At 39.9% G+C, this 21,911-nt stretch carries 19 protein-coding genes; 12 read left to right on the top strand and 7 right to left on the bottom strand.

What is annotated here, in order from left to right:
* The first annotated feature begins 17 nt into the window (after nt 1–17).
* Complete coding sequence (locus SMI_RS06305) at nt 18–341, top strand: hypothetical protein (protein ID WP_000817553.1); 324 nt, start codon at nt 18–20, stop codon at nt 339–341.
* A 90-nt stretch (nt 342–431) separates the two neighbouring features.
* On the opposite strand, the gene SMI_RS06300 is transcribed toward SMI_RS06305, so the two are convergent.
* Both SMI_RS06300 and rsmG read right to left on the bottom strand, forming a co-directional pair.
* Nucleotides 432–1,715, bottom strand: coding sequence for a uracil-xanthine permease family protein (locus SMI_RS06300; protein ID WP_164925522.1), 1,284 nt, complete (start codon nt 1,713–1,715; stop codon nt 432–434).
* Nucleotides 1,716–2,360: 645 nt separating this feature from the next.
* Nucleotides 2,361–3,074 carry a 16S rRNA (guanine(527)-N(7))-methyltransferase RsmG gene (gene rsmG / locus SMI_RS06295; protein WP_000801940.1) on the bottom strand — a complete coding sequence of 238 codons (714 nt, stop codon included), beginning with the start codon at nt 3,072–3,074 and terminating at the stop codon, nt 2,361–2,363.
* A 93-nt stretch (nt 3,075–3,167) separates the two neighbouring features.
* On the opposite strand from rsmG, the gene SMI_RS06290 reads away from it, so the two are divergent.
* Nucleotides 3,168–3,728: a LemA family protein gene (locus SMI_RS06290; protein WP_000219822.1), complete on the top strand. Its 561-nt coding sequence runs from the start codon at nt 3,168–3,170 to the stop codon at nt 3,726–3,728.
* 1 nt (nt 3,729) lies between these two features.
* Nucleotides 3,730–4,629, top strand: a complete 900-nt coding sequence (gene htpX, locus SMI_RS06285; RefSeq protein ID WP_000895747.1) for a zinc metalloprotease HtpX — start codon at nt 3,730–3,732, stop codon at nt 4,627–4,629.
* A 151-nt stretch (nt 4,630–4,780) separates the two neighbouring features.
* Here the strand turns inward: htpX and SMI_RS06280 are convergent, their stop codons facing one another.
* Nucleotides 4,781–6,340 (bottom strand): ATP-binding cassette domain-containing protein, encoded by a 1,560-nt coding sequence (locus SMI_RS06280; protein ID WP_012972526.1) that lies wholly within the window; start codon nt 6,338–6,340, stop codon nt 4,781–4,783.
* A gap of 330 nt (nt 6,341–6,670) precedes the next feature.
* Nucleotides 6,671–7,000, bottom strand: coding sequence for a hypothetical protein (locus SMI_RS06275; protein WP_000389565.1), 330 nt, complete (start codon nt 6,998–7,000; stop codon nt 6,671–6,673).
* A gap of 168 nt (nt 7,001–7,168) precedes the next feature.
* On the opposite strand from SMI_RS06275, the gene SMI_RS06270 reads away from it, so the two are divergent.
* The 7 genes from SMI_RS06270 (at nt 7,169) to SMI_RS06240 (ending at nt 16,264) form a co-directional block, all read left to right on the top strand.
* Nucleotides 7,169–7,711: a YceD family protein gene (locus SMI_RS06270; RefSeq protein WP_000773210.1), complete on the top strand. Its 543-nt coding sequence runs from the start codon at nt 7,169–7,171 to the stop codon at nt 7,709–7,711.
* Complete coding sequence (nth, locus tag SMI_RS06265) at nt 7,711–8,340, top strand: endonuclease III (protein ID WP_000244448.1); 630 nt, start codon at nt 7,711–7,713, stop codon at nt 8,338–8,340. Before SMI_RS06270 ends, nth begins: the two co-directional genes overlap by 1 nt.
* Before the next feature lie 210 nt (nt 8,341–8,550).
* Nucleotides 8,551–9,072 (top strand): bifunctional pyr operon transcriptional regulator/uracil phosphoribosyltransferase PyrR, encoded by a 522-nt coding sequence (gene pyrR, locus SMI_RS06260; protein WP_000850021.1) that lies wholly within the window; start codon nt 8,551–8,553, stop codon nt 9,070–9,072.
* A gap of 18 nt (nt 9,073–9,090) precedes the next feature.
* Entirely contained in the window at nt 9,091–10,014 is a 924-nt protein-coding gene (locus SMI_RS06255; protein WP_001293842.1) for an aspartate carbamoyltransferase catalytic subunit, read from the top strand.
* Between the two features lie 49 nt (nt 10,015–10,063).
* A complete protein-coding gene (locus SMI_RS06250) occupies nt 10,064–11,143 on the top strand; it encodes a carbamoyl phosphate synthase small subunit (protein WP_000166854.1) in 1,080 nt (359 codons plus the stop codon).
* Between the two features lie 337 nt (nt 11,144–11,480).
* Nucleotides 11,481–14,657, top strand: coding sequence for a carbamoyl-phosphate synthase large subunit (gene carB, locus SMI_RS06245; RefSeq protein WP_001126083.1), 3,177 nt, complete (start codon nt 11,481–11,483; stop codon nt 14,655–14,657).
* A gap of 272 nt (nt 14,658–14,929) precedes the next feature.
* Nucleotides 14,930–16,264: an Nramp family divalent metal transporter gene (locus SMI_RS06240; RefSeq protein WP_000100445.1), complete on the top strand. Its 1,335-nt coding sequence runs from the start codon at nt 14,930–14,932 to the stop codon at nt 16,262–16,264.
* A 347-nt stretch (nt 16,265–16,611) separates the two neighbouring features.
* On the opposite strand, the gene SMI_RS06235 is transcribed toward SMI_RS06240, so the two are convergent.
* Genes SMI_RS06235 through tacF form a run of 3 tightly spaced genes read right to left on the bottom strand, consistent with a single transcriptional unit; the run spans nt 16,612 to nt 19,723 of the window.
* Complete coding sequence (locus SMI_RS06235; RefSeq protein WP_001199637.1) at nt 16,612–17,421, bottom strand: LicD family protein; 810 nt, start codon at nt 17,419–17,421, stop codon at nt 16,612–16,614.
* 1 nt (nt 17,422) lies between these two features.
* A complete protein-coding gene (locus SMI_RS06230; RefSeq protein ID WP_000811883.1) occupies nt 17,423–18,226 on the bottom strand; it encodes a LicD family protein in 804 nt (267 codons plus the stop codon).
* Between the two features lie 9 nt (nt 18,227–18,235).
* Nucleotides 18,236–19,723 carry a type IV teichoic acid flippase TacF gene (gene tacF, locus SMI_RS06225; protein WP_000835902.1) on the bottom strand — a complete coding sequence of 496 codons (1,488 nt, stop codon included), beginning with the start codon at nt 19,721–19,723 and terminating at the stop codon, nt 18,236–18,238.
* Between the two features lie 440 nt (nt 19,724–20,163).
* On the opposite strand from tacF, the gene SMI_RS06220 reads away from it, so the two are divergent.
* On the top strand, nt 20,164–20,871 hold the full coding sequence (locus SMI_RS06220) for a 2-C-methyl-D-erythritol 4-phosphate cytidylyltransferase (RefSeq protein WP_000638485.1): 708 nt from the start codon (nt 20,164–20,166) through the stop codon (nt 20,869–20,871).
* Nucleotides 20,872–20,875: 4 nt separating this feature from the next.
* Nucleotides 20,876–21,898 (top strand): ribitol-5-phosphate dehydrogenase, encoded by a 1,023-nt coding sequence (locus tag SMI_RS06215; RefSeq protein ID WP_000609910.1) that lies wholly within the window; start codon nt 20,876–20,878, stop codon nt 21,896–21,898.
* Nucleotides 21,899–21,911 lie beyond the last annotated feature (13 nt).

Below are 21,911 nucleotides of genomic sequence, written 5' to 3'. Positions count from 1 at the left end.
AGAGATAAAAAGATAACATGAAAAGAGATAATGGCGATTATAATTTGTTTAAATTTGTGGGGATTGGAGCAATATTGTTTTGTCTATTTATGATTATAGGGTCAAGGTTTGTAACTGTTGGGATTGATAGCAAACAAGAGACTAAAATAGCACAAACAGAAAGCCCAACAAGTCAAGAAAGCAAGTTGCGTACTGATTTACATGATGGTACTATTTTAGGTAAGTTCTGGAACAGTAAAGGTCACTTTGTTGTAGTGTATGATGAAGACACAAAAGCCCCTAAAATCTTCTCTGTTGACGTTAAAGAGTGGGAGACTATGAGAGTAGGGGAAACATATTAAACAGCGTTAGAGGGGATTCACTCACTTCTAAGTATCAAAAAATGAGCACTTCGCAATTGGAAATGCTCGTTTTTTGATATGTTTAGACTCTTAGTCTTTATTTTCGTATGGCAAGATTAAGTTCAAGATGATTCCTGTCATCGCTGATAGGGCAGTACCTGAAAGGGTAACTGGACCGAGTTTAAGGATAGCTCCTCCAAGTCCAAGAACCAACATAGCACTTGCGATGATGAGATTACGCATTTGACCGAAATCAACACGTTCTTTGATCAATACCTTCAAACCGTTGCTGGCGATAACACCATAGAGAAGGATTGACATACCACCAAGTACAGCGTTTGGAATAGTTGAAATCAAGGCAGTGAATTTACCAAGGAAGCTAAGGGCAATCGCGATGAAGGCAGCGTTACGGATAACTGAGACAGAAGCGATACGAGTCATACCGATAACCCCTGTATTTTCTCCATAAGTTGTATTGGCTGGTCCACCAAGGAAGGCAGAAACAGAAGTTGCGATACCGTCACCAAGAAGAGTACGGTGAAGACCTGGTTCTTTCAAGAATTGACGACCACAGATTTGACCCAAAACAGTATGGTCTCCGATATGTTCAGAAATTGTTACGATAGCGATTGGCAAGATAGCGATGGTTTCTGGGCCAAAGTAAAGACTGTACTCTTTAAAGGCACCACCAGTACTAAATGGCAAGTAGAAACTAGGAATTTCAAACCAGTCAGCTTTAAGAACTGGTGTAAAGTCAACTAGCCCAAGAGCTAGAGCGAAGAGGTAACCACCGATAATGGCAAAGAGGAATGGAATGATTCGTAGGAAGCCTTTTCCTTTTGTATTGATAAAGGCAGCAATCAAGAAAGTAACAACTGCTACAAGAGCATTTTTCCAATTCCCGTCCGCTACAAGACCAGCGTTAGTAACTGCTGAACCTGCAAGTCCAAGACCGATAACGATAATCATAGGTCCGATGATGATTGGTGGCAAGAGTTTATCAATCCATTTTGTACCTGCAAAACGAACACCAGCAGCGACAAGGACATAGATAAAACCTGTAAGGATAACCCCTGTTTGTGCAGCTGATACATCCCCTCCTAGTTCCTTCATAGCTAGGGACATAGCTGTGATAAAGGCGAATGATGATCCTAGATAAACTGGAACTCTAAAACCAGTTGCGATCATGTAGATGAGTGTTCCAACACCTGAAGCAAAAAGGGCAACAGATACAGGCATTCCCAAAATCAAGGGTACCAAGATGGTCGCACCAAACATAGCGAAAACGTGTTGGAAACTAAGGAGAATTCCTTTTCCAGCCGAAGGACGTTGGTCAACGTCTAGTAACAAATCAACAGTTGATTCTTGTTTCATATAAACCTCACTTTTGTTTATCAAAAAAGAGCCCATTATTTTACAGCAATAGGCCCTCAGAGTAAGACTTCTTTAAAATCTAGACTTTAAAGAGTTTCAAATATTTCTACGTCTTCGTCACCTCACGGGATGACATTAAAAACCTTTGCTTGTGATAGTATAGCAGAAAAAAATGATTTTGTAAATCATTTTTTCCCGAGCCTGAAAATAAAAGAGCGAGGCTGGTTTTGTAAATCATTTTTTCCCGAGCCTGAAAATAAAAGAGCGAGGCTGGTTTTGTAAATCATTTTTTCCCGAGCCTGAAAATAAAAGAGCGAGGCTGGTTTTGTAAATCATTTTTTCCCGAGCCTGAAAATAAAAGAGCGAGGCTGGTTTTGTAAATCATTTTTTCCCGAGCCTAGAAATAAAGGAGCGAGGCTGATTTTGTAAATCATTTTTTCCCGAGCCTGAAAATAAAAGAGCGAGGCTGATTTTGTAAATCATTTTTTCCCGAGCCTGGAAATAAAGGAGCGAGGCTGATTTTGTAAATCATTTTTTCCCGAGCCTGGAAATAAAAGAGCGAGGCCGATTTTGTAAATCATTTTTTCCCGAGCCTAAAAATAAAAGAGCGAGGCTGACTTTGTAAATATTTTTTTACTAAAAAGATTAAAGTGGGCGTTTATTGGGCATGCCAGCCTTACGTGGAAATTTATTTGGTGTTTCTTTTTTCTTTTCTACCACTGTGATGTAGCGCGGATTTCCATTAGGTAGAGCGTAGCTGAGATTGTCTTCGACCTTACTAAAAAGGAGGTTGAGGGCATTCTTAGCTTCTAATAATTCCTCAGGAGCATTGCTGGCCTTGAGTGCCAATAGTTTTCCGCCAACTTTAAGGTAAGGAATGGTCAATTCAGACAAGACCTGCATACGGGCAACCGCACGAGCTGTTACAAAATCATATTGAGCACGGAAGTTCTTGTCTTGGGCAAAGTCTTCTGCACGTCCATGGTAGAAGTGAACACCTTCCAAATTCAGTTCTTGAGCTAAGAGTTGGAGGAAGTTGATGCGCTTATTGAGCGAATCAATGATGGTCACATCTAACTGAGGATAGAGGATTTTCATCGGTAGACTAGGAAATCCTGCCCCAGCTCCAATATCAAGAAGTTTGATAGTTTCATTGGGAATTAAACCTTGCAGAATGGGTGCAATCGAATCGTAAAAATGTTTGAGATAAACTTCATCCTTGTCCGTAATGGCTGTTAAATTAATCTTTTCATTCCACTCGACCAAGAGCTCAAAATAACGTTCAAATTGTTCTTTTAAAAAAAACGAAAGTGGAAGATTCTGCTCGGCAAGCAAGTTGTAAAATGTTTCTGGTTTCATAGTTATTTCCTTCTTTAGTATCATCTTATTTTACCACAATCATAAAAAATTTGATATACTGGTACTAATCTAAAAGTAGAAAGGACTTATATAATGACTTGGATTATTCTTGGAGTTATCGCTCTTATTGTTATTTTTGTGATTGTTAGCTATAACGGTTTGGTTAAAAATCGTATGCAAACCAAGGAGGCTTGGAGCCAGATTGATGTTCAGTTGAAACGTCGAAATGATCTCTTGCCAAACTTGATTGAGACTGTAAAAGGTTATGCTAAGTATGAAGGTTCTACCCTTGAAAAGGTGGCAGAACTACGTAACCAAGTGGCAGCAGCGACTTCACCAGCAGAAGCTATGAAAGCTAGTGATGCCCTTACTCGTCAGGTTTCAGGTATTTTTGCAGTTGCAGAAAGCTATCCAGATTTGAAAGCCAGTGCCAACTTTGTTAAATTGCAAGAGGAGTTGACCAATACAGAAAATAAAATTTCTTACTCTCGTCAACTCTACAACAGTGTTGTCAGCAACTACAATGTAAAATTAGAAACTTTCCCAAGCAATATTATCGCTGGAATGTTTGGATTTAAAGCAGCAGATTTCCTTCAAACACCAGAAGAGGAAAAGGCAGTTCCTAAGGTTGATTTTAGCGGTTTAGGTGACTAAGATGTTGTTTGATCAAATTGCAAGCAATAAACGAAAAACGTGGATTTTATTGCTGGTATTTTTCCTACTCTTAGCTCTTGTTGGCTATGCGGTTGGTTACCTCTTTATGCGGTCTGGGCTTGGTGGTTTGGTTATCGCACTGATTATCGGCTTTATCTATGCCTTGTCCATGATTTTTCAATCGACAGAGATTGTCATGTCCATGAACGGGGCGCGTGAGGTGGATGAGCAAACGGCACCAGACCTCTACCATGTAGTAGAAGATATGGCTATGGTGGCTCAGATTCCTATGCCCCGTGTTTTCATCATTGATGATCCAGCCTTAAATGCCTTTGCGACAGGTTCTAATCCTCAAAATGCGGCGGTTGCTGCGACGTCAGGTCTCCTAGCTATCATGAATCGCGAGGAGCTAGAAGCTGTTATGGGACATGAGGTTAGTCATATTCGTAATTACGATATCCGTATTTCGACTATTGCTGTCGCCCTCGCTAGTGCTATCACCATGCTTTCTAGTATGGCAGGTCGTATGATGTGGTGGGGTGGCGCAGAGCGCAGACGAAGTGACGATGACAGAGATGGAAATGGCTTAGAAATCATTATGCTAGTGGTTTCCCTCCTAGCTATTGTGCTGGCACCTCTCGCTGCAACCTTGGTGCAACTCGCTATTTCTCGTCAGAGGGAATTCCTAGCTGATGCTTCCAGTGTCGAGTTGACTCGTAATCCTCAAGGGATGATAAATGCTCTACGTAAGTTGGATAACAGTAAACCGATGAGTCGTCCTGTCGACGATGCCAGCAGTGCACTCTATATCAATGATCCTAAGAAAGGGGGAGGGTTCCAAAAACTATTTTATACCCACCCACCTATCTCAGAACGGATTGAACGTTTAAAACATATGTAAAATGAAGGCTGGGAAAAAGTCTTTAAAGTCTGAAAAACGCATAATATCAGGTGTGCAAAAAACTTGATATTATGCGTTTTATTATGGGAAGATTTACTTCTTTTTCTCCTAAAATTGTGTTTTTGCCCCACCTATCTACTATGTTGCAAATTTATACATCTTCTAAATTAACTAGCTCCAAACCATGTTCTGTCAAGCGATAGATAGTCGAGCAGACCTCTTTTAAGAAACGACGGTCATGCGAAACAGTGATGAGACCGCCAGGATAAGTGGCAAAGAGTTTTCTGATTTGGGGTTGAGAAGTTGGAGAAAAGTTTCGTGTGGGTTCATCCAACAGGAGAAAGTTTGGTTTGCACAAGACTAAATCCAAAAGCAGGAGTTTTCCCTGTTGTCCGCCAGATAAGGAGCGAATTTGATGCTGCATCTCTGGATAACTGAAATTGAGACTGGCTAGGTGAGATTGGATTTTCTGTAGTTCCTCTTTTTCCCCAGTTTTACTGAGATAGGCTATTGGTGATAAATCCAATGGCAGTTTTTTGTGGTAATCTTGTGGCATATAACCAAGTGAAATCTCTCTTTTATCATTCAGAAGTCTCTGTAACTTGGCTAACAGAGTTGATTTCCCAATACCATTTGGCCCAATGATACCGATTTTTTCTTGGCCACGGATAGTTAGTTGTAGTTCCTGAGCCAAAATACGGTCATCAATGGACAAATTTTCTTTTTCCAGTTGGATTAAGACTTTAGATGCCGGTAATGGCTGTATATCTGAGAAGAAAAGTCTGATTTCTTCCTCTTCAAGTGGCTTTTGGGTCATGGACTGAGCTGCCCTTTCGTAGCGTTTTTCTTGAGAGAGGACAGTTTTCATCTTTTTAGCCAATAGGCGACCGGCAGTACTGTCTTTGGTAGCTCGAAGTGCAGTTTCTACATTTTGCTTGACTCGCCGATGCTTTTCCATGGTTTTATCATAGGCTCTTTGGTCGTTAGCAGCTTGCTGGCTTTGTTTGGCAAAATTAGCCTTTCTCTGGTCGCTATAGCGATCATAGTCTAAATGCTCGACTAGCGTTTCTGCTTCTTTACGGTGCTTGACCAGTCGCAAGTGGACAATAGTATCAGCCGTTTGAGAAAGAAAGTCTTCATCATGGGAAATGAAAATAATAGTTTGCCTAATTTTGAGAATCTGACCTTTTAGCCAATCAACTGTTTCAAGGTCCAGGTCATTTGAAGGTTCATCTAAAAATAGAATCTCAAAGGGTTTGGCTAACTCATGGATAAGCTGAATTTTCAAAGCTTCACCCCCTGATAGACTGCCAATCTCTTGGTCACTAGCAAAGCGATCGCTATCAAAATGTAACTCCTCAGCCAAACGATAGAGGATACTGTAGTCTAAATCAATAGTATCTAAAAAGAAGTAGTCGTGTAGACTTTTCTTTTTCAGCTCTTCGGGGAGTTTTTGAGGAATGTAGGCTATTGATTGATAATCAGATTGAATCTCTCCCTTAATAGTGAAATCAGGCAAAGCTTCCCCCATTAAAGTTTTAAGCAAGGTTGATTTGCCATTTCCTTCTTCGCCAATAATAGCTACTTTTTCCCCGTCTTGGATGGTCATGTTTAAGTCAGAGACAAGGTCTCGTAAATCTTTATTTTGTGTGATGGTCAGGTGATTGATTTTTATCATATGATTGCCCTTTCTAGAATATCGATAGTGCATAACAAAAAGCTCTACTTTATCTAGTAGAGCCCAAAGTCACTGTCAAAACTCTATTATCCTCGTTGAAAAACTCGTCAAACTAACTTGGAGTTGCCTAACCCAACCCAAGAGGAGCATAGCTTTCTAGTTTTTTGATTTTCATAGATGATAAAGTACTAGAAAATCTAGTACAAAAAGAGCACACCAAAAGAGACAAAAACAAGATCTACTAAATAAAGGTTCTTTATTTGATAGATTAGTTGTTCATGTCTCCCTTACCTCCGAGTATTAGTACCTCTATCCTATACCTTTCAGGATATTTTGTCAACAGAAAACTGACAATTCTAATCTCTAAAATCCAAAAACAGGTCCATAAAGAGTTAGTACGTGTTTGACATGCTCGTAATGGAATTTATCATAGTTTCGCCAAGCAGTACGAGCTTGATCGTTCAGTTTTAGGCTCCCGAGACCTATCAGAAGACTGGTACGTTGGTAAAATTTCTCAAGATCGATTAAGATACTGTTGTTCAACTTTTCCGCTTTTTTGAGCTCTTGCAGAGTAGTATTTTGCAGCTCTTGTAATCGAATATCATCTGCCCTACCCTGTTTGCAGCTTTGGAAACTTTTATTTAACTCGGATAGGAGTTGGGTTGCATTAGTAATGAGTTCTTTGTCTTCCATGTGAGCATCCTCCTTGATCTGATGTATTCTTGCCTATAGTATAGCACTAAAAAACAATAATGTCATAGTAAATATGTTTAAAAATCGAATTTTAATTATAAAGTTTGCTGTGCTGATTTGTAGCCTTTTCATGGTATAATCAAGAGAGTAAATCTTTATGGAGGAAGTATGAAATTAAATATTCAAGAAATTCGTAAGCAGTCTGAAGGCTTGCATTTTGAACAAACCTTAGACCTAGCCGCAGACCTGCGTGCACGTAATCAAGAAATTTTAGATGTAAAAGATATCCTTGCAGTTGGAAAAGTACAGTACGAAGACCGTATGTATTTCTTAGATTATCAGTTGTCTTATACCATTGTCCTTGCTTCCAGTCGTAGTATGGAGCCAGTTGAGTTGGCTGAATCTTATCCAGTAACGGAAGTTTTCATGGAAGGCGCAACCAACCAGCTAGATCAAGAAGTTTTAGATGATGATTTGGTCTTGCCTATCAAAAATGGAGAACTTGACCTTGCTGAGAGCGTATCAGACAATATCCTGCTGAACATTCCTATCAAGGTTTTGACGGCTGAAGAAGAAGCTGGTAAAGGTTTTGTGTCAGGAAATGACTGGCAAATCATGACAGAGGAAGAATACCAAGCCCAACAGGCAGTTAAGAAAGAAGAAAACAGTCCTTTTGCTGGTTTACAAGGACTATTTGATGGAGACGAATAATGGTTTTATCAAAAAAACGAGCACGAAAAGTGCTAGAAGAAATCATTGCCCTCTTTCCAGATGCCAAGCCCAGTCTTGATTTCACCAATCATTTTGAACTCTTGGTTGCGGTCATGTTGTCAGCTCAGACAACGGATGCAGCGGTAAATAAGGCCACACCGGGTCTCTTTGCTACCTTTCCAACGCCCCAAGCAATGTCTGTGGCAACTGAGAGTGAGATTGCTTCACACATTTCTCGCCTGGGACTGTATCGAAACAAGGCTAAATTCCTAAAAAAATGTGCTCAACAGTTACTAGACGATTTTGATGGTCAAGTCCCTCGGACACGTGAGGAATTAGAGAGTTTGGCAGGTGTTGGTCGCAAGACAGCCAATGTTGTCATGAGTGTGGGTTTTGGGATTCCAGCTTTTGCAGTAGATACTCATGTGGAGCGTATTTGCAAACACCACGATATCGTCAAAAAATCAGCGACACCACTTGAGGTGGAAAAACGTGTCATGGATATCTTGCCACCGGAGCAGTGGTTAGCTGCCCATCAGGCAATGATTTATTTTGGAAGAGCCATTTGTCATCCTAAAAATCCAGAGTGTGACCACTACCCACAGTTATATGATTTTAGCAATTTATAAGATGGGGTTTCAAAAGTTTTTGCTTGATTTTAAGCATGCTTTGTGCTATAGTAAGTGATAACTAAATATTCCTTTAAACCTGTCCCGTGAGGCAGGCAAGGAGCGTGATAAAGTAGAAGGGTAAAGTCTATACTGTTTGCAGTAGGGCTCGCTTGGCTATATATTTCAAGTCTCCTTGTTTAAGGAGACTTTTCTTTTTGGAGGTTTGTCATGAAGACAAAAGAAGTTGTAGACGAATTGACCGTCAAACGAGCGATTACGCGTATTACTTACGAGATTATCGAACGTAACAAAGATTTGAACAAAATCGTCTTGGCTGGTATTAAAACTCGTGGTGTCTTTATCGCCCACCGAATCCAAGAACGTTTGGAGCAGCTAGAAAATCTTTCAGTTCCTGTTGTGGAATTGGATACGAAACCTTTCCGTGATGATATTAAAAGTGGAGAAGATACTTCGTTTGTTTCTGTTGATGTGACAGACCGCGAAGTTATCTTGGTGGATGATGTGCTTTATACAGGTCGTACCATCCGAGCTGCTATTGATAATATTGTCGGTCATGGTCGCCCTGCGCGCGTGAGTTTAGCAGTTTTAGTCGATCGTGGACATAGAGAATTGCCAATCCGTCCAGATTACGTTGGGAAAAATATCCCAACCAGTCGTTCTGAAGAAATCATCGTAGAGATGACAGAACTTGATGGCCAAGACAGAGTTCTGATTACTGAAGAAGCATAGAAAGCTAAAGGAGTAGCCATGTCAGAAAATCAACAAGCATTGAACCATGTGGTGTCCATGGAAGACCTCACTGTCGATCAAGTGATGAAATTGATCAAGCGAGGAATTGAGTTTAAAAATGGAGCTCAGCTTCCTTATGAAGACCATCCGATTGTTTCCAATCTTTTCTTTGAGGATTCTACACGGACGCATAAGTCCTTTGAAGTGGCAGAGATTAAACTGGGATTGGAGCGACTTGACTTTGATGTGAAGACTAGCTCAGTCAATAAGGGTGAAACACTTTATGATACTATTTTAACCTTATCTGCTTTAGGAGTGGATGTCTGTGTGATTCGCCACCCAGAGGTTGACTACTACAGAGAGTTAATTGCTAGTCCGACGATTACGACTTCCATCATCAATGGTGGAGATGGTTCGGGACAACATCCTAGCCAGAGCTTGCTGGATTTGATGACTATTTATGAGGAATTTGGTCACTTTGAGGGTCTCAAGGTTGCGATTGCAGGTGACTTGGACCACTCACGCGTTGCTAAATCCAATATGCAGATTTTGAAACGCTTGGGAGCTGAACTTTACTTTGCTGGACCTGAGGAATGGAGAAGTCAAGAGTTTGCAGACTATGGACAGTTTGTAACCATTGATGACATCATTGATCAGGTGGATGTCATGATGTTTCTCCGTGTGCAACATGAACGCCATGATAGTGGTGCAGTTTTTTCAAAAGAAGACTACCATGCCCAACATGGCTTGACTCAAGAACGTTACGAACGCTTAAAAGAAACAGCAATCCTCATGCACCCAGCTCCAGTCAATCGTGATGTAGAAATCGCAGATCACTTGGTTGAAGCACCAAAATCACGGATTGTCCAACAAATGACCAATGGTGTTTTTGTTCGAATGGCAATCTTAGAATCCGTACTGGCGAGTAGAAACGCCAACTAAAACACAAGACGTTAAAAGACGCCAGTGAGCGTCCACGAGAGGTGAAAATATGACAAAAAGACTTCTAGTATTAGAAGATGGCACAGTTTTTGAAGGCAAGGCCTTCGGAGCAGATATTGATGTAACAGGTGAAATCGTCTTTAACACAGGGATGACCGGCTATCAAGAATCCATTACAGACCAGTCTTATAATGGACAAATCTTGACCTTTACTTATCCTTTGGTAGGAAATTATGGAATTAACCGTGATGATTACGAATCCATTATTCCAACTTGTAAGGGAGTTGTTGTTTTCGAAGAAGCACGTAGAGCTAGTAACTGGCGCAACCAAATGACCTTGGATGAATTTTTGAAAGCCAAGAAAATTCCTGGTATTTCAGGAATTGATACGCGTGCACTTACCAAGATTATCCGTAAGCATGGTACCATGCGTGCAACCTTGACCCATGTTGGGGATAGTATGGGCCATGTGACGGACCAGCTCCAAGCAACGGTATTGCCGACAGACAATATTAAGCAGGTTTCTACTAAAACATCCTATCCAGCTCCAGGAGTTGGTTTGAGCGTGGTGCTAGTGGACTTTGGTCTCAAGCACTCAATCCTACGTGAACTTTCTAAGCGTAACTGTAACGTGACGGTTGTTCCTTATTCGACAACAGCGGAAGAAATTCTCCACCTCAATCCTGACGGAGTGATGTTGTCAAATGGTCCAGGTAACCCAGAAGATGTTCCACAAGCACTCGACATGATTCGTGGTGTGCAAGGGAAAATTCCAATCTTTGGTATCTGTATGGGGCACCAACTCTTTGCTATGGCAAACGGGGCAAAGACCTACAAGATGAAATTTGGTCACCGTGGCTTTAACCATGCAGTACGTGAAATTGCCACAGGACGCGTAGATTTTACCAGCCAAAACCATGGTTATGCAGTTAGCCGTGAGGATTTGCCAGAGCATTTGATTATCACCCACGAAGAAATCAATGACAAGTCAGTTGAAGGTTTGCGTCACAGATACCAACCTGCTTTCTCTGTTCAATATCATCCAGATGCAGCCCCTGGTCCTCATGATGCAAGCTACCTATTTGACGAGTTTATCGAGATGATGGAAGCTTTTAAACAATCAAACTAAGAACGAGTAAAAGCTCGTCGGAGAATTTATTTAATGGCAACCTGAGAGTTGCCGAATAGAAAGACAGGTCGTTTCTTTTAGTCGCTATCAGGCGAACTAAAAACTCCCTGCACTAGATTTTTTATCGAAAAATATCGTTTCTCTAAAAAATCGTCGGAGAATTTATTTAATGTCGCTCTGTGAGGCGACGAATAGAAAGGAGAAGGGTGCTCCGTATTTGCTGAACTGAATACGGGCTACGGACGGTGCTAAAAAGATAGTTATTCCTAGAACTGACAGTTCTTCGTCATAACTCCTATTTTAGCTTTGTCCGCTTGACGCCCTTAATATCTTATATATGCCTAAACGTATTGATATTCAAAAAATTATGGTGATTGGTTCTGGTCCGATTATTATTGGTCAGGCTGCTGAGTTTGACTACGCAGGGACCCAGGCTTGCTTATCGTTGAAAGAGGAAGGTTATGAGGTTGTTTTGGTTAACTCAAACCCTGCAACTATCATGACGGACAAGGAGATTGCGGACAAGGTCTATATTGAACCGATTACACTTGAGTTTGTGACGCGTATTCTTCGTAAGGAACGTCCAGATGCCTTGCTACCAACGCTTGGTGGTCAGACAGGGCTCAATATGGCCATGGAATTGTCTAAGAATGGTATTTTGGATGAGCTTGGTGTTGAGCTTCTGGGTACCAAATTATCTGCCATTGACCAAGCGGAGGACCGTGACCTCTTTAAACAATTGATGGAAGAATTGGAACAACCCATTCCAGAATCTGAAATTGTCAACACAGTAGAAGAAGCAGTTGCCTTTGCAGCAACAATTGGCTACCCAGTCATCGTCCGTCCAGCCTTTACACTTGGTGGTACTGGTGGTGGTATGTGTGCCAACGAGGAAGAATTGCGCGAGATCGCTGAAAATGGTCTGAAGTTGTCACCTGTTACCCAATGTTTGATTGAGCGTTCAATTGCAGGTTTCAAGGAAATAGAATACGAAGTGATGCGTGACTCAGCTGACAATGCTTTGGTTGTTTGTAACATGGAAAACTTTGACCCAGTTGGGATTCACACAGGGGATTCCATCGTATTTGCCCCTGCGCAAACCATGTCAGACTATGAAAACCAAATGCTTCGTGACGCAAGCTTGAGCATTATTCGTGCCCTCAAGATTGAAGGGGGATGTAATGTTCAGCTGGCCCTTGATCCACACAGTTTTAAGTACTATGTCATCGAAGTAAACCCTCGTGTATCACGTTCGTCAGCACTTGCTTCTAAGGCGACAGGGTATCCGATTGCTAAGTTGGCTGCCAAGATTGCAGTAGGTTTGACCTTGGATGAGGTGATCAACCCCGTTACGGGTTCAACCTACGCCATGTTTGAACCAGCTTTGGATTATGTAGTTGCAAAGATTCCACGTTTCCCATTTGACAAGTTTGAAAAGGGTGAACGCCGTCTTGGAACTCAGATGAAGGCGACTGGAGAAGTCATGGCGATTGGCCGTAACATCGAAGAGTCACTTCTTAAGGCTTGTCGCTCCCTTGAAATTGGAGTTCACCACAATGAAATGCCTGAACTTGCAGCAGTTTCAGATGATGACTTGATTGAAAAAGTTGTCAAAGCCCAAGATGACCGTCTCTTCTACGTATCAGAAGCAATTCGTCGTGGCTACACACCAGAAGAAATTGCAGAGCTTACAAAAATCGATATCTTTTATCTCGATAAACTCCTACATATCTTTGAAATTGAGCAAGAATTAGGTGCCCATCCACAAAATCTAGAAGTCTTGAAAACAGCTAAATTGAATGGATTTTCAGACCGTAAGATTGCTGAACTCTGGGAAACGACAGCTGACCAAGTTCGCCAGCTTCGTTTGGAAAACAAGATTGTTCCAGTTTATAAGATGGTAGATACTTGTGCGGCAGAATTTGACTCTGAAACACCATACTTCTATTCAACCTATGGATGGGAAAATGAATCTATCAAGTCTGATAAAGAATCTGTACTTGTTCTAGGTTCTGGTCCAATCCGTATCGGTCAAGGGGTTGAGTTTGACTACGCAACTGTTCACTCTGTTAAGGCTATTCAGGCTGCTGGCTATGAAGCTATCATCATGAACTCAAACCCAGAGACCGTTTCAACCGACTTCTCTGTATCTGATAAGCTCTACTTTGAACCATTGACATTCGAAGATGTCATGAATGTTGTTGATTTAGAGCAACCAAAAGGGGTTATCGTTCAGTTCGGTGGTCAAACAGCCATCAACCTTGCAGAGCCATTGGCAAAAGCGGGTGTTACCATCCTTGGTACACAGGTTGCTGACCTAGACCGTGCCGAAGACCGCGACCTCTTCGAGCAAGCTCTTAAAGATTTGGATATTCCACAGCCACCAGGACAAACGGCTACAAATGAAGAAGAAGCAGTTCTTGCAGCTCGCAAGATTGGTTTCCCAGTCCTCGTTCGTCCATCTTATGTCTTGGGTGGACGTGCAATGGAAATTGTGGAAAATGAAGAAGACCTTCGTTCTTACATGCGAACTGCTGTTAAGGCTAGTCCAGACCACCCAGTTCTTGTTGACTCTTACATCGTTGGGCAAGAGTGCGAAGTTGATGCCATTTCAGACGGAGAAAATGTTCTCATCCCTGGTATCATGGAGCACATCGAACGCGCTGGTGTTCACTCTGGTGACTCAATGGCCGTTTACCCACCACAAACCTTGTCGCAAATGGTGCAAGAAACAATCGCAGACTATACTAAACGTCTAGCAATCGGTCTTAACTGCCTCGGAATGATGAACATTCAGTTTGTCATCAAGGATGAAAAAGTCTACGTTATTGAGGTCAATCCACGTGCCAGCCGTACGGTTCCATTTCTTTCTAAAGTGACCAATATCCCTATGGCTCAAGTAGCAACCAAGCTCATTCTTGGTCAAAAACTTGAAGAACTTGGCTACCAAGATGGACTTTACCCTGAAAGTACTCGAGTTCATATCAAGGCACCTGTCTTCTCCTTTACCAAACTAGCTAAGGTAGACAGCTTACTTGGTCCTGAAATGAAGTCAACAGGTGAAGTTATGGGTTCTGATACGACTTTGGAAAAAGCTCTCTATAAGGCCTTTGAAGCTTCTTACCTCCACTTGCCAACTTTTGGTAACGTTGTATTTACCATCGCTGATGATGCCAAAGAAGAAGCCTTGGGCTTAGCTCGTCGTTTCCAAAATATTGGCTATGGAATCCTCGCGACAGAAGGGACAGCAGCCTTCTTTGCTAGTCATGGATTGCAAGCCCAACCTGTTGGTAAGATTGGTGATGATGATAAGGATATTCCAAGCTTTGTTCGTAAAGGAAGAATCCAAGCTATCATTAATACTGTTGGGACAAAACGAACTGCTGACGAAGATGGTGAGCAAATCCGTCGTTCAGCCATTGAACACGGAGTACCCCTCTTCACAGCCCTAGATACAGCTAACGCCATGCTTAAAGTATTGGAAAGCCGTAGTTTTGTCACAGAAGCAATTTAGGATCAGAAAAAATTCAATTTATTCAAAACCAGCACCGAAAGGTGTTGGTTTTTTCATTAAAATAGGGTTTAGAAAGTAAAGTTAGAAGTTTGATTTATGGAGTATCAAAAAATTAACCAATATTAATAATTGTTTTAAGCTCACTTAATTTTTTAAAGACTTTGTAGCATTTTTATGATATAATAAGAGTGAGTTGGAAAAGTTAGGAACCATTTTAAAATCTATTTTTCAACATCATATCAAAAGAGCATATTAGAAAGAGGTAAATATGTATGTCTTCTTATGAAAAGGTCTCACTTTCTGAGATTAATCAATCTATTGATACTCCAAATAATAACCGCTTTTGGCAAAATCTAAGGGCTTTTTTAGGCCCGGGCGCTCTAGTAGCTGTAGGCTATATGGATCCGGGAAACTGGATTACCAGTGTTGTTGGAGGTGCAACCTACAAATACAGCCTCTTGTTTGTCATCTTGATTTCTTCCCTTATTGCTATGCAATTGCAACAAATGGCAGGAAAACTTGGGATTGTGACTAAGATGGATTTAGCACAAGCGACGGCTTATCATTCACCAAAGTGGCTTCGTTATAGTCTGTGGGTTATTTTGGAACTAGCCTTGATGGCAACAGACCTGGCAGAAGTTCTAGGTTCTGCGATTGCTCTCAATCTTCTATTTAAGATTCCAATCATGGTAGCGATTCTGTTAACCATTCTAGATGTATTTCTTTTACTTTTGATGATGAAGTTTGGATTTAAAAAGATTGAAGCTATCGTTACGACCTTGATTTTGACAATCTTGGTGATTTTCACCTACCTTGTGACTTTATCACATCCAAGTATTCAAGGAATTTTTGGAGGTTATTTACCAACATCCACCTTGTTTGAAAGTCCTGCTCCTGGACATGAAAGTCAGTTGACCTTAGCGCTAGGGATTGTTGGAGCGACGGTTATGCCTCATAATTTGTATTTGCATTCATCTTTGTCACAAACTCGAAAAGTCAATCATAAGGATAAGAATGATATTCGTAAAGGTGTACGCTTTATGACATGGGATTCTAATCTTCAGTTATCTCTTGCCTTTGTTGTCAATTCCCTTCTTTTGATCTTAGGTGCAGCTCTCTTTTTCGGCCATGCATCTGATATTTCTGCCTTTTCACAAATGTATAATGCCTTAAAAGATTCTACAATTGCGGGGGCTATAGCTAGTTCGACTCTATCTACTTTATTTGCCTTGGCTCTATTAGCCAGTGGACAAAATTCAACGATTACAGGAACCTTGACAGGACAAATCGTCATGGAAGGTTTCCTACATATGAAATTACCACAATGGATTATCCGACTTGGAACCCGGTTATTTGCCTTACTACCCGTCATGATTGTTGCTGTTTTGTTTGGCCACCAAGAAACAACCTTGGATCAATTATTAGTTTATTCACAAGTTTTTCTTTCCATTGCCCTACCATTTTCTATCTTTCCATTGATTTATCTCACATCTAAGAAATCATTGATGGGCGAATTTACCAATGCAAAGTGGAATACTATCTTAGGATATGTAGTTGCAATCATACTGACTATTCTCAATATTAAGCTTCTTTTCGATATTTTTTAAACTTGTTTTAAATCAATCACCGCTTCAGCGTGAAGATTGATAAAGAGATAGTAATAGTGGTTAATTCATAAAAAGCATAACTATAGTAGCGTGAAATAAGAACTGAACAAATTGATTTTGGAATTTTAATCAATTTATAACAATGTTTTAGAAGTCGTGTTGGATTATTCCAGATTCAGTTTCCTATAATAGACTGGATAAAAAGTTTTTAAGATAAGGAAAACGCATAATATCAGGTGCCGAAAAGCCTTGATATTATGCGTTTTGTTGTAGGAATATTTACTTCATTTTTTCCTGCAAGTGAGTTTTTCCAAGTCTCACTCAATACTTTGTATAATTGTCCTCAATCAGTTTTTACGATAAGCTTTAATGCTATGACTATACCATTCTTGCATTTCTTTTGATGGTGGTGTCATATAATCTCCATACATCTGGGTTAAAAATTGGTCATATTTTTTTGGCACAGGCAACATACGGCCTTCAAACTCAGTTAAGATGAGTTCTTTAAAGGTATCAACTGGGAAGACTTCTTTCATTCCTTCTTTACCAATACCAATTCCTCCCTCATATTGAGGAGTGTTGGTTTCAGCATTTTTGACTAGCTGATCAATTTTCTTGTAAAAGTAACGAGGATTGACAAATCGGAGGGCGTACCAGCTACATAATCTTAGAAAATCTTTTAATTTACTATCACCGTGAACTGCGCGTGATTTTTTGATATAAGCTAGTTGACGAAGGGCCACATACTTATAGCTCTTGTCGACAATGCTCAAGTCTGTAAATCGATCAATTGGGAAGACATCGATAAAGAGACTGGTGTCATGACGCTTGTACTTAACATGGTCTTCGATAACTGTAGAAGTATCCAAAATCGATGCGAAATTATGGAAGTACCAAGAAGAAGTGTCGTAGGAGAGAACCTTATAACGTGGATGGTCTTCTTCCTCAATAACCTTCAATAAGCGCTCATAATCTTCACGATAAAGGGAAATATCGATATCATCGTCCCAAGGAATCATACCTTTGTGGCGGATAGCTCCAAGCATAGTTCCATAACTGAGAAAATAAGGAATATCATGTTTCTTACAAGTCTCATCAATATAGTCTAGCAGGGCTAGTTGAATTTCTTTAATTTCTTCTTTTTCTAAATATTGCATCCTAATCCTCCAATTTATAAGCGTGAAATTCATGACTGTAGAAGCGTTTTTCTTCAGGTGGTAGGGTCATATAATCTCCATAAAATTGTGTCAAAATAGTATCAAATTTTTCAGGTGCTGGAAGGCTTAAATTTTCAAAGGGTAAATCAATTGTTTTATCAAAGGTACCACTTGGGAATACTTCCTTTTCCTTAAATTTAGAAGGGATAAAGGCCATATACTGACCATTCTCACGACTATATTTTTGAATTTCTTTCTCGATTTTATGTGCGAAATAACGAGGAGAAACCGGTCGAAGGAGCAACCAAAAGGCTGTTCGTATCCAATCTTTTAAAAGGCTATCCTTATAGACAATATTTTTATGTTTACTGAAAGACAGAAGTTTAAAACTTTCCAGTTTATAACAAGTATCAATGACCTTAGGATCATCAAAGCGATCCATAGGGAAAATATCGATAAAAACACCAGAATCATAGGTTTTTGTATTCCGAGTATCAATAATTTTAGTTGTACTGTCGGTTATTTTGATAAAGTTGTTAAAGTAGTTCTCATCTGTTTCTAAGGATAGGAGCTTATACTTGCTTTTTTCTTTTTGAAAAATGTTAATAAATCGTTGGTAATCTTCTCGAGGCATGGACAAATCAATATCGTCGTCCCAAGGGATAAAGCCTTGATGTCGAACTGCCCCAATCAGAGTCCCGTAGTTAATAATATAGTTGATATTGTGCTTTTTACAGAGAGTATCAATATAATCCAAAATTTCTAATTCAATCTGTTTGGCATCTTCAATGGTTAGTTGTTTCATTCTATACTCCTAAGATTTTTTGAATTTATTTTTTAAGGCTAGGACATGGTTTAAAAATTCATAGAAAATGCTATCTTTGGTGAAGACAAGTAGACTAATATAAGAGATAGCTGATAGCAAGACAATCAAACCAGTATTAATCAAAAATGGCAAATTAATGACCATATCCACAGGATACACGAAATTAATCAGGAAATAAATTGCTACAAAGGAAAGTGAAAAGAGAGAGTATCGAACAGTGTAGCTAAAGATATGTCCTAGGTGGATGAGTTGTTTCCTATGGATGAAAATGATATAGAAAACAAGTAGAGAGGCCTCTGATAGCATAGTTGTCAGTAAGTAGTATTCAGGAGCTACGATATGGTTGAAAAAGAGGAGACTATTCAAGCCCAAATTGAGTAGCCCAGCAAAGACTGTGTAAACTGTGATACGTTTTTCATAGCCATTTGTAAAGAGAATTTGGGAACCAAGAATAGTATCTAAGGCCAGGATAATCGTCCGAAAAGCGAAGAGAGAGGTTAAGATACCGCCTCCAATATATTTTTCACTACCGTAAAGGAGGATGGCATTTGGTCCTAAAACCATGAGTCCGAAACTGAGTGGAATGATAAAGAAGTTAAAGATTCGACTTCCTCTGTTAACAAGGGCGACATAAGCTTCCTTATCGCCTTTTCCTAGATAGTAACTGAGACGGGGCACACTCACTCCGATAGCTCCTGTTACAACACCAGCTATAACGGTCACAATTCGCTGAGCCATGGTATAGTAACTAACGTTGACATCAATCCCTGTTTTAACGAGGAAGAGACGGTCCAAAAATGTGAAGAGCATATTGGCATTGGCAAAGACCAACATGGCTGTTAGAGGAAGAAAGAGCGGTTTAAAATCACTTATGTGAATCTTAACAAGCTTAATGTCTCTTTTAATCCAAAAATAACTAATCAGATAGTTAATCAGTGTCGATAAACTCATCACAAGTGTATAGACAACAATATCGTGTTCATTTTTAACAAAAAGGAAAATAGAGACCAGCATCAGTATACGGATGAAGGCAGTCTTGTAAAAAAGAAAACTGTAATTTTCCAGAGCTTCATTGACCCATTCAATTGAAAAAATCTGGGCAATGAGTTGAATCCCCATGACAAGGTAGACCTTTTTGATGATTGGATTATCTGTAAAGAAGAGAGGATAGGCAAGGATATAGACAGCGGTGGTCAAAATCGTACAAGCGATGCACAAATAAAAAAGACTAGAGAAGGTTCTATTCAGATCTTTTTTGTTATCCTTGACATTACTGATGGCCCGTAAACCGTAGTTATAGACTCCATAAGTTGCAAAGGGTAAGAAAAATGACAAAATTGTGTCGACAGAGTTGAAGTAACCATAGTCAGTTCGGTCCAAGACACGCGCGACATAGGTTCCAGTTAAGATGGGAAAAATAATATTCAAGACACGAATTCCCATGTAAGATAGAGCATTTAATTTTATACTTTTCATTCAATTTACCTCATTTTTCATTATATCATAAAGTCAGCTAATAAGAAATGAAGGGCAGTAATACTCTTCGAAAATCAAATTTAAACCACGTCAGCGTCGCCTTACCGTACTCAAGTACAGCTTACGGCTAGCTTCCTAGTTTGCTTTTTGATTTTCATTGAGTATAAGTCAAGTAATCGCTTTGAAGTTTCAAAGTTTAATTTTAAGCTTTCTTTAAGAAAAGTATATTATTCTGAAGAACTCTAAAATTTCACAGCCATTTATTGGTAATGACTACAGAATTCCTAATCATTACTAGAAATGGACTAGTTTCTTTGAATAATAGAACTGCTTAATCCTCCTATTCTAGAACGGGAGGGCCGGTATTTCTTTCAAGATAGGACTAGATTGTGGTATAATAGAGAGAATAAGTTTTTTTAGTAAGACAAAGGAGAAAATAGATGATTTATGCAGGAATTCTTGCTGGTGGAACTGGCACACGCATGGGGATCAGTAACTTGCCAAAACAATTTTTAGAGCTAGGTGATCGACCTATTTTGATTCATACAATTGAAAAATTTGTCTTGGAACCAAGTATTGAAAAAATTGTAGTTGGGGTTCATGGAGACTGGGTTTCTCATGCAGAGGATCTTGTAGATAAATATCTACCTCTTCATAAGGATCGTATTATCATTACAAAAGGTGGTGCTGACCGCAATACAAGTATTGAGAAAATCATTGAAGCCATTGATGCTTATCGTCCGCTTACTCCAGAGGATATCGTTATTACCCACGATTCTGTTCGCCCATTTATTACGCTTCGCATGATTCAGGACAATATCCAACTTGCTCAAAATCATGACGCAGTGGACACAGTGGTAGAAGCTGTTGATACTATCGTTGAAAGTACTAACGGTCAATTCATTACAGATATTCCAAATCGTGCTCACCTCTATCAAGGACAAACACCTCAAACATTCCGTTGCAAGGACTTCATGGATCTTTACGGCTCTCTCTCTGTTGAAGAGAAGGAAATCTTAACAGATGCATGTAAAATCTTCGTCATTAAAGGAAAAGATGTGGCCTTGGCTAATGGGGAATACTCAAACCTAAAAATCACAACAGTGACAGATTTGAAGATTGCAAAAAGTATGATTGAGAAAGACTAGTGATATGATTAATCAAATTTATCAACTGACTAAGCCCAAGTTTATCAATGTCAAATACCAGGAAGAGGATATCGACCAAGAGAATCATATCCTCATCCGCCCTAACTACATGGCTGTCTGTCATGCGGATCAACGTTACTACCAAGGAAAACGTGATCCAAAGATTTTGAATAAAAAACTTCCAATGGCAATGATTCACGAATCATGTGGAACCGTTATTTCTGATCCGACAGGAACTTATGAGGTTGGGCAAAAAGTTGTCATGATTCCTAATCAGCCTCCTATGCAGAGTGATAAAGAATTCTATGAAAACTACATGACAGGGACACATTTCTTGTCTAGTGGATTTGATGGCTTTATGAGAGAGTTTGTTTCTCTTCCTAAAGACCGTGTGGTGGCTTATGATGCTATCGAAGATACGGTTGCAGCCATTACAGAGTTTGTTAGTGTCGGCATGCATGCTATGAATCGCTTATTGACTCTTGCTCATAGCAAGCGGAACCGAATCGCCGTTATCGGAGATGGAAGTTTAGCTTTTGTAGTTGCTAATATTATCAACTATACTTTGCCAGAAGCAGAGATTGTGGTTATTGGTCGTCATTGGGAAAAGTTGGAACTCTTCTCATTTGCCAAAGAATGCTATATTACTGATAATATTCCTGAAGATTTGGCCTTTGACCATGCTTTTGAGTGTTGTGGTGGTGATGGTACTGGACCAGCTATAAATGACTTGATTCGCTACATTCGTCCTCAGGGAACGATTCTCATGATGGGCGTTAGCGAATATAAAGTCAATCTCAATACACGCGATGCCTTAGAAAAGGGCTTGCTCTTGGTTGGTTCCTCTCGTTCTGGGCGCATTGATTTTGAAAATGCAATTCAAATGATGGAAGTCAAGAAATTTGCCAATCGTCTTAAAAATATCCTTTTTCTAGAAGAACCTGTAAGAGAAATTAAAGATATTCATCGTATCTTTGCGACCGATTTAAACACAGCCTTTAAAACCGTGTTTAAGTGGGAAGTATAAGTGCTGGAGGTTA

It is taken from the genome of Streptococcus mitis B6 (assembly GCF_000027165.1).
GTDB lineage: Bacteria > Bacillota > Bacilli > Lactobacillales > Streptococcaceae > Streptococcus > Streptococcus mitis_AR.
The sequence above is the reverse complement of the archived record's forward strand: the minus strand, read 5'-3'. Positions and strand labels throughout refer to the sequence as shown.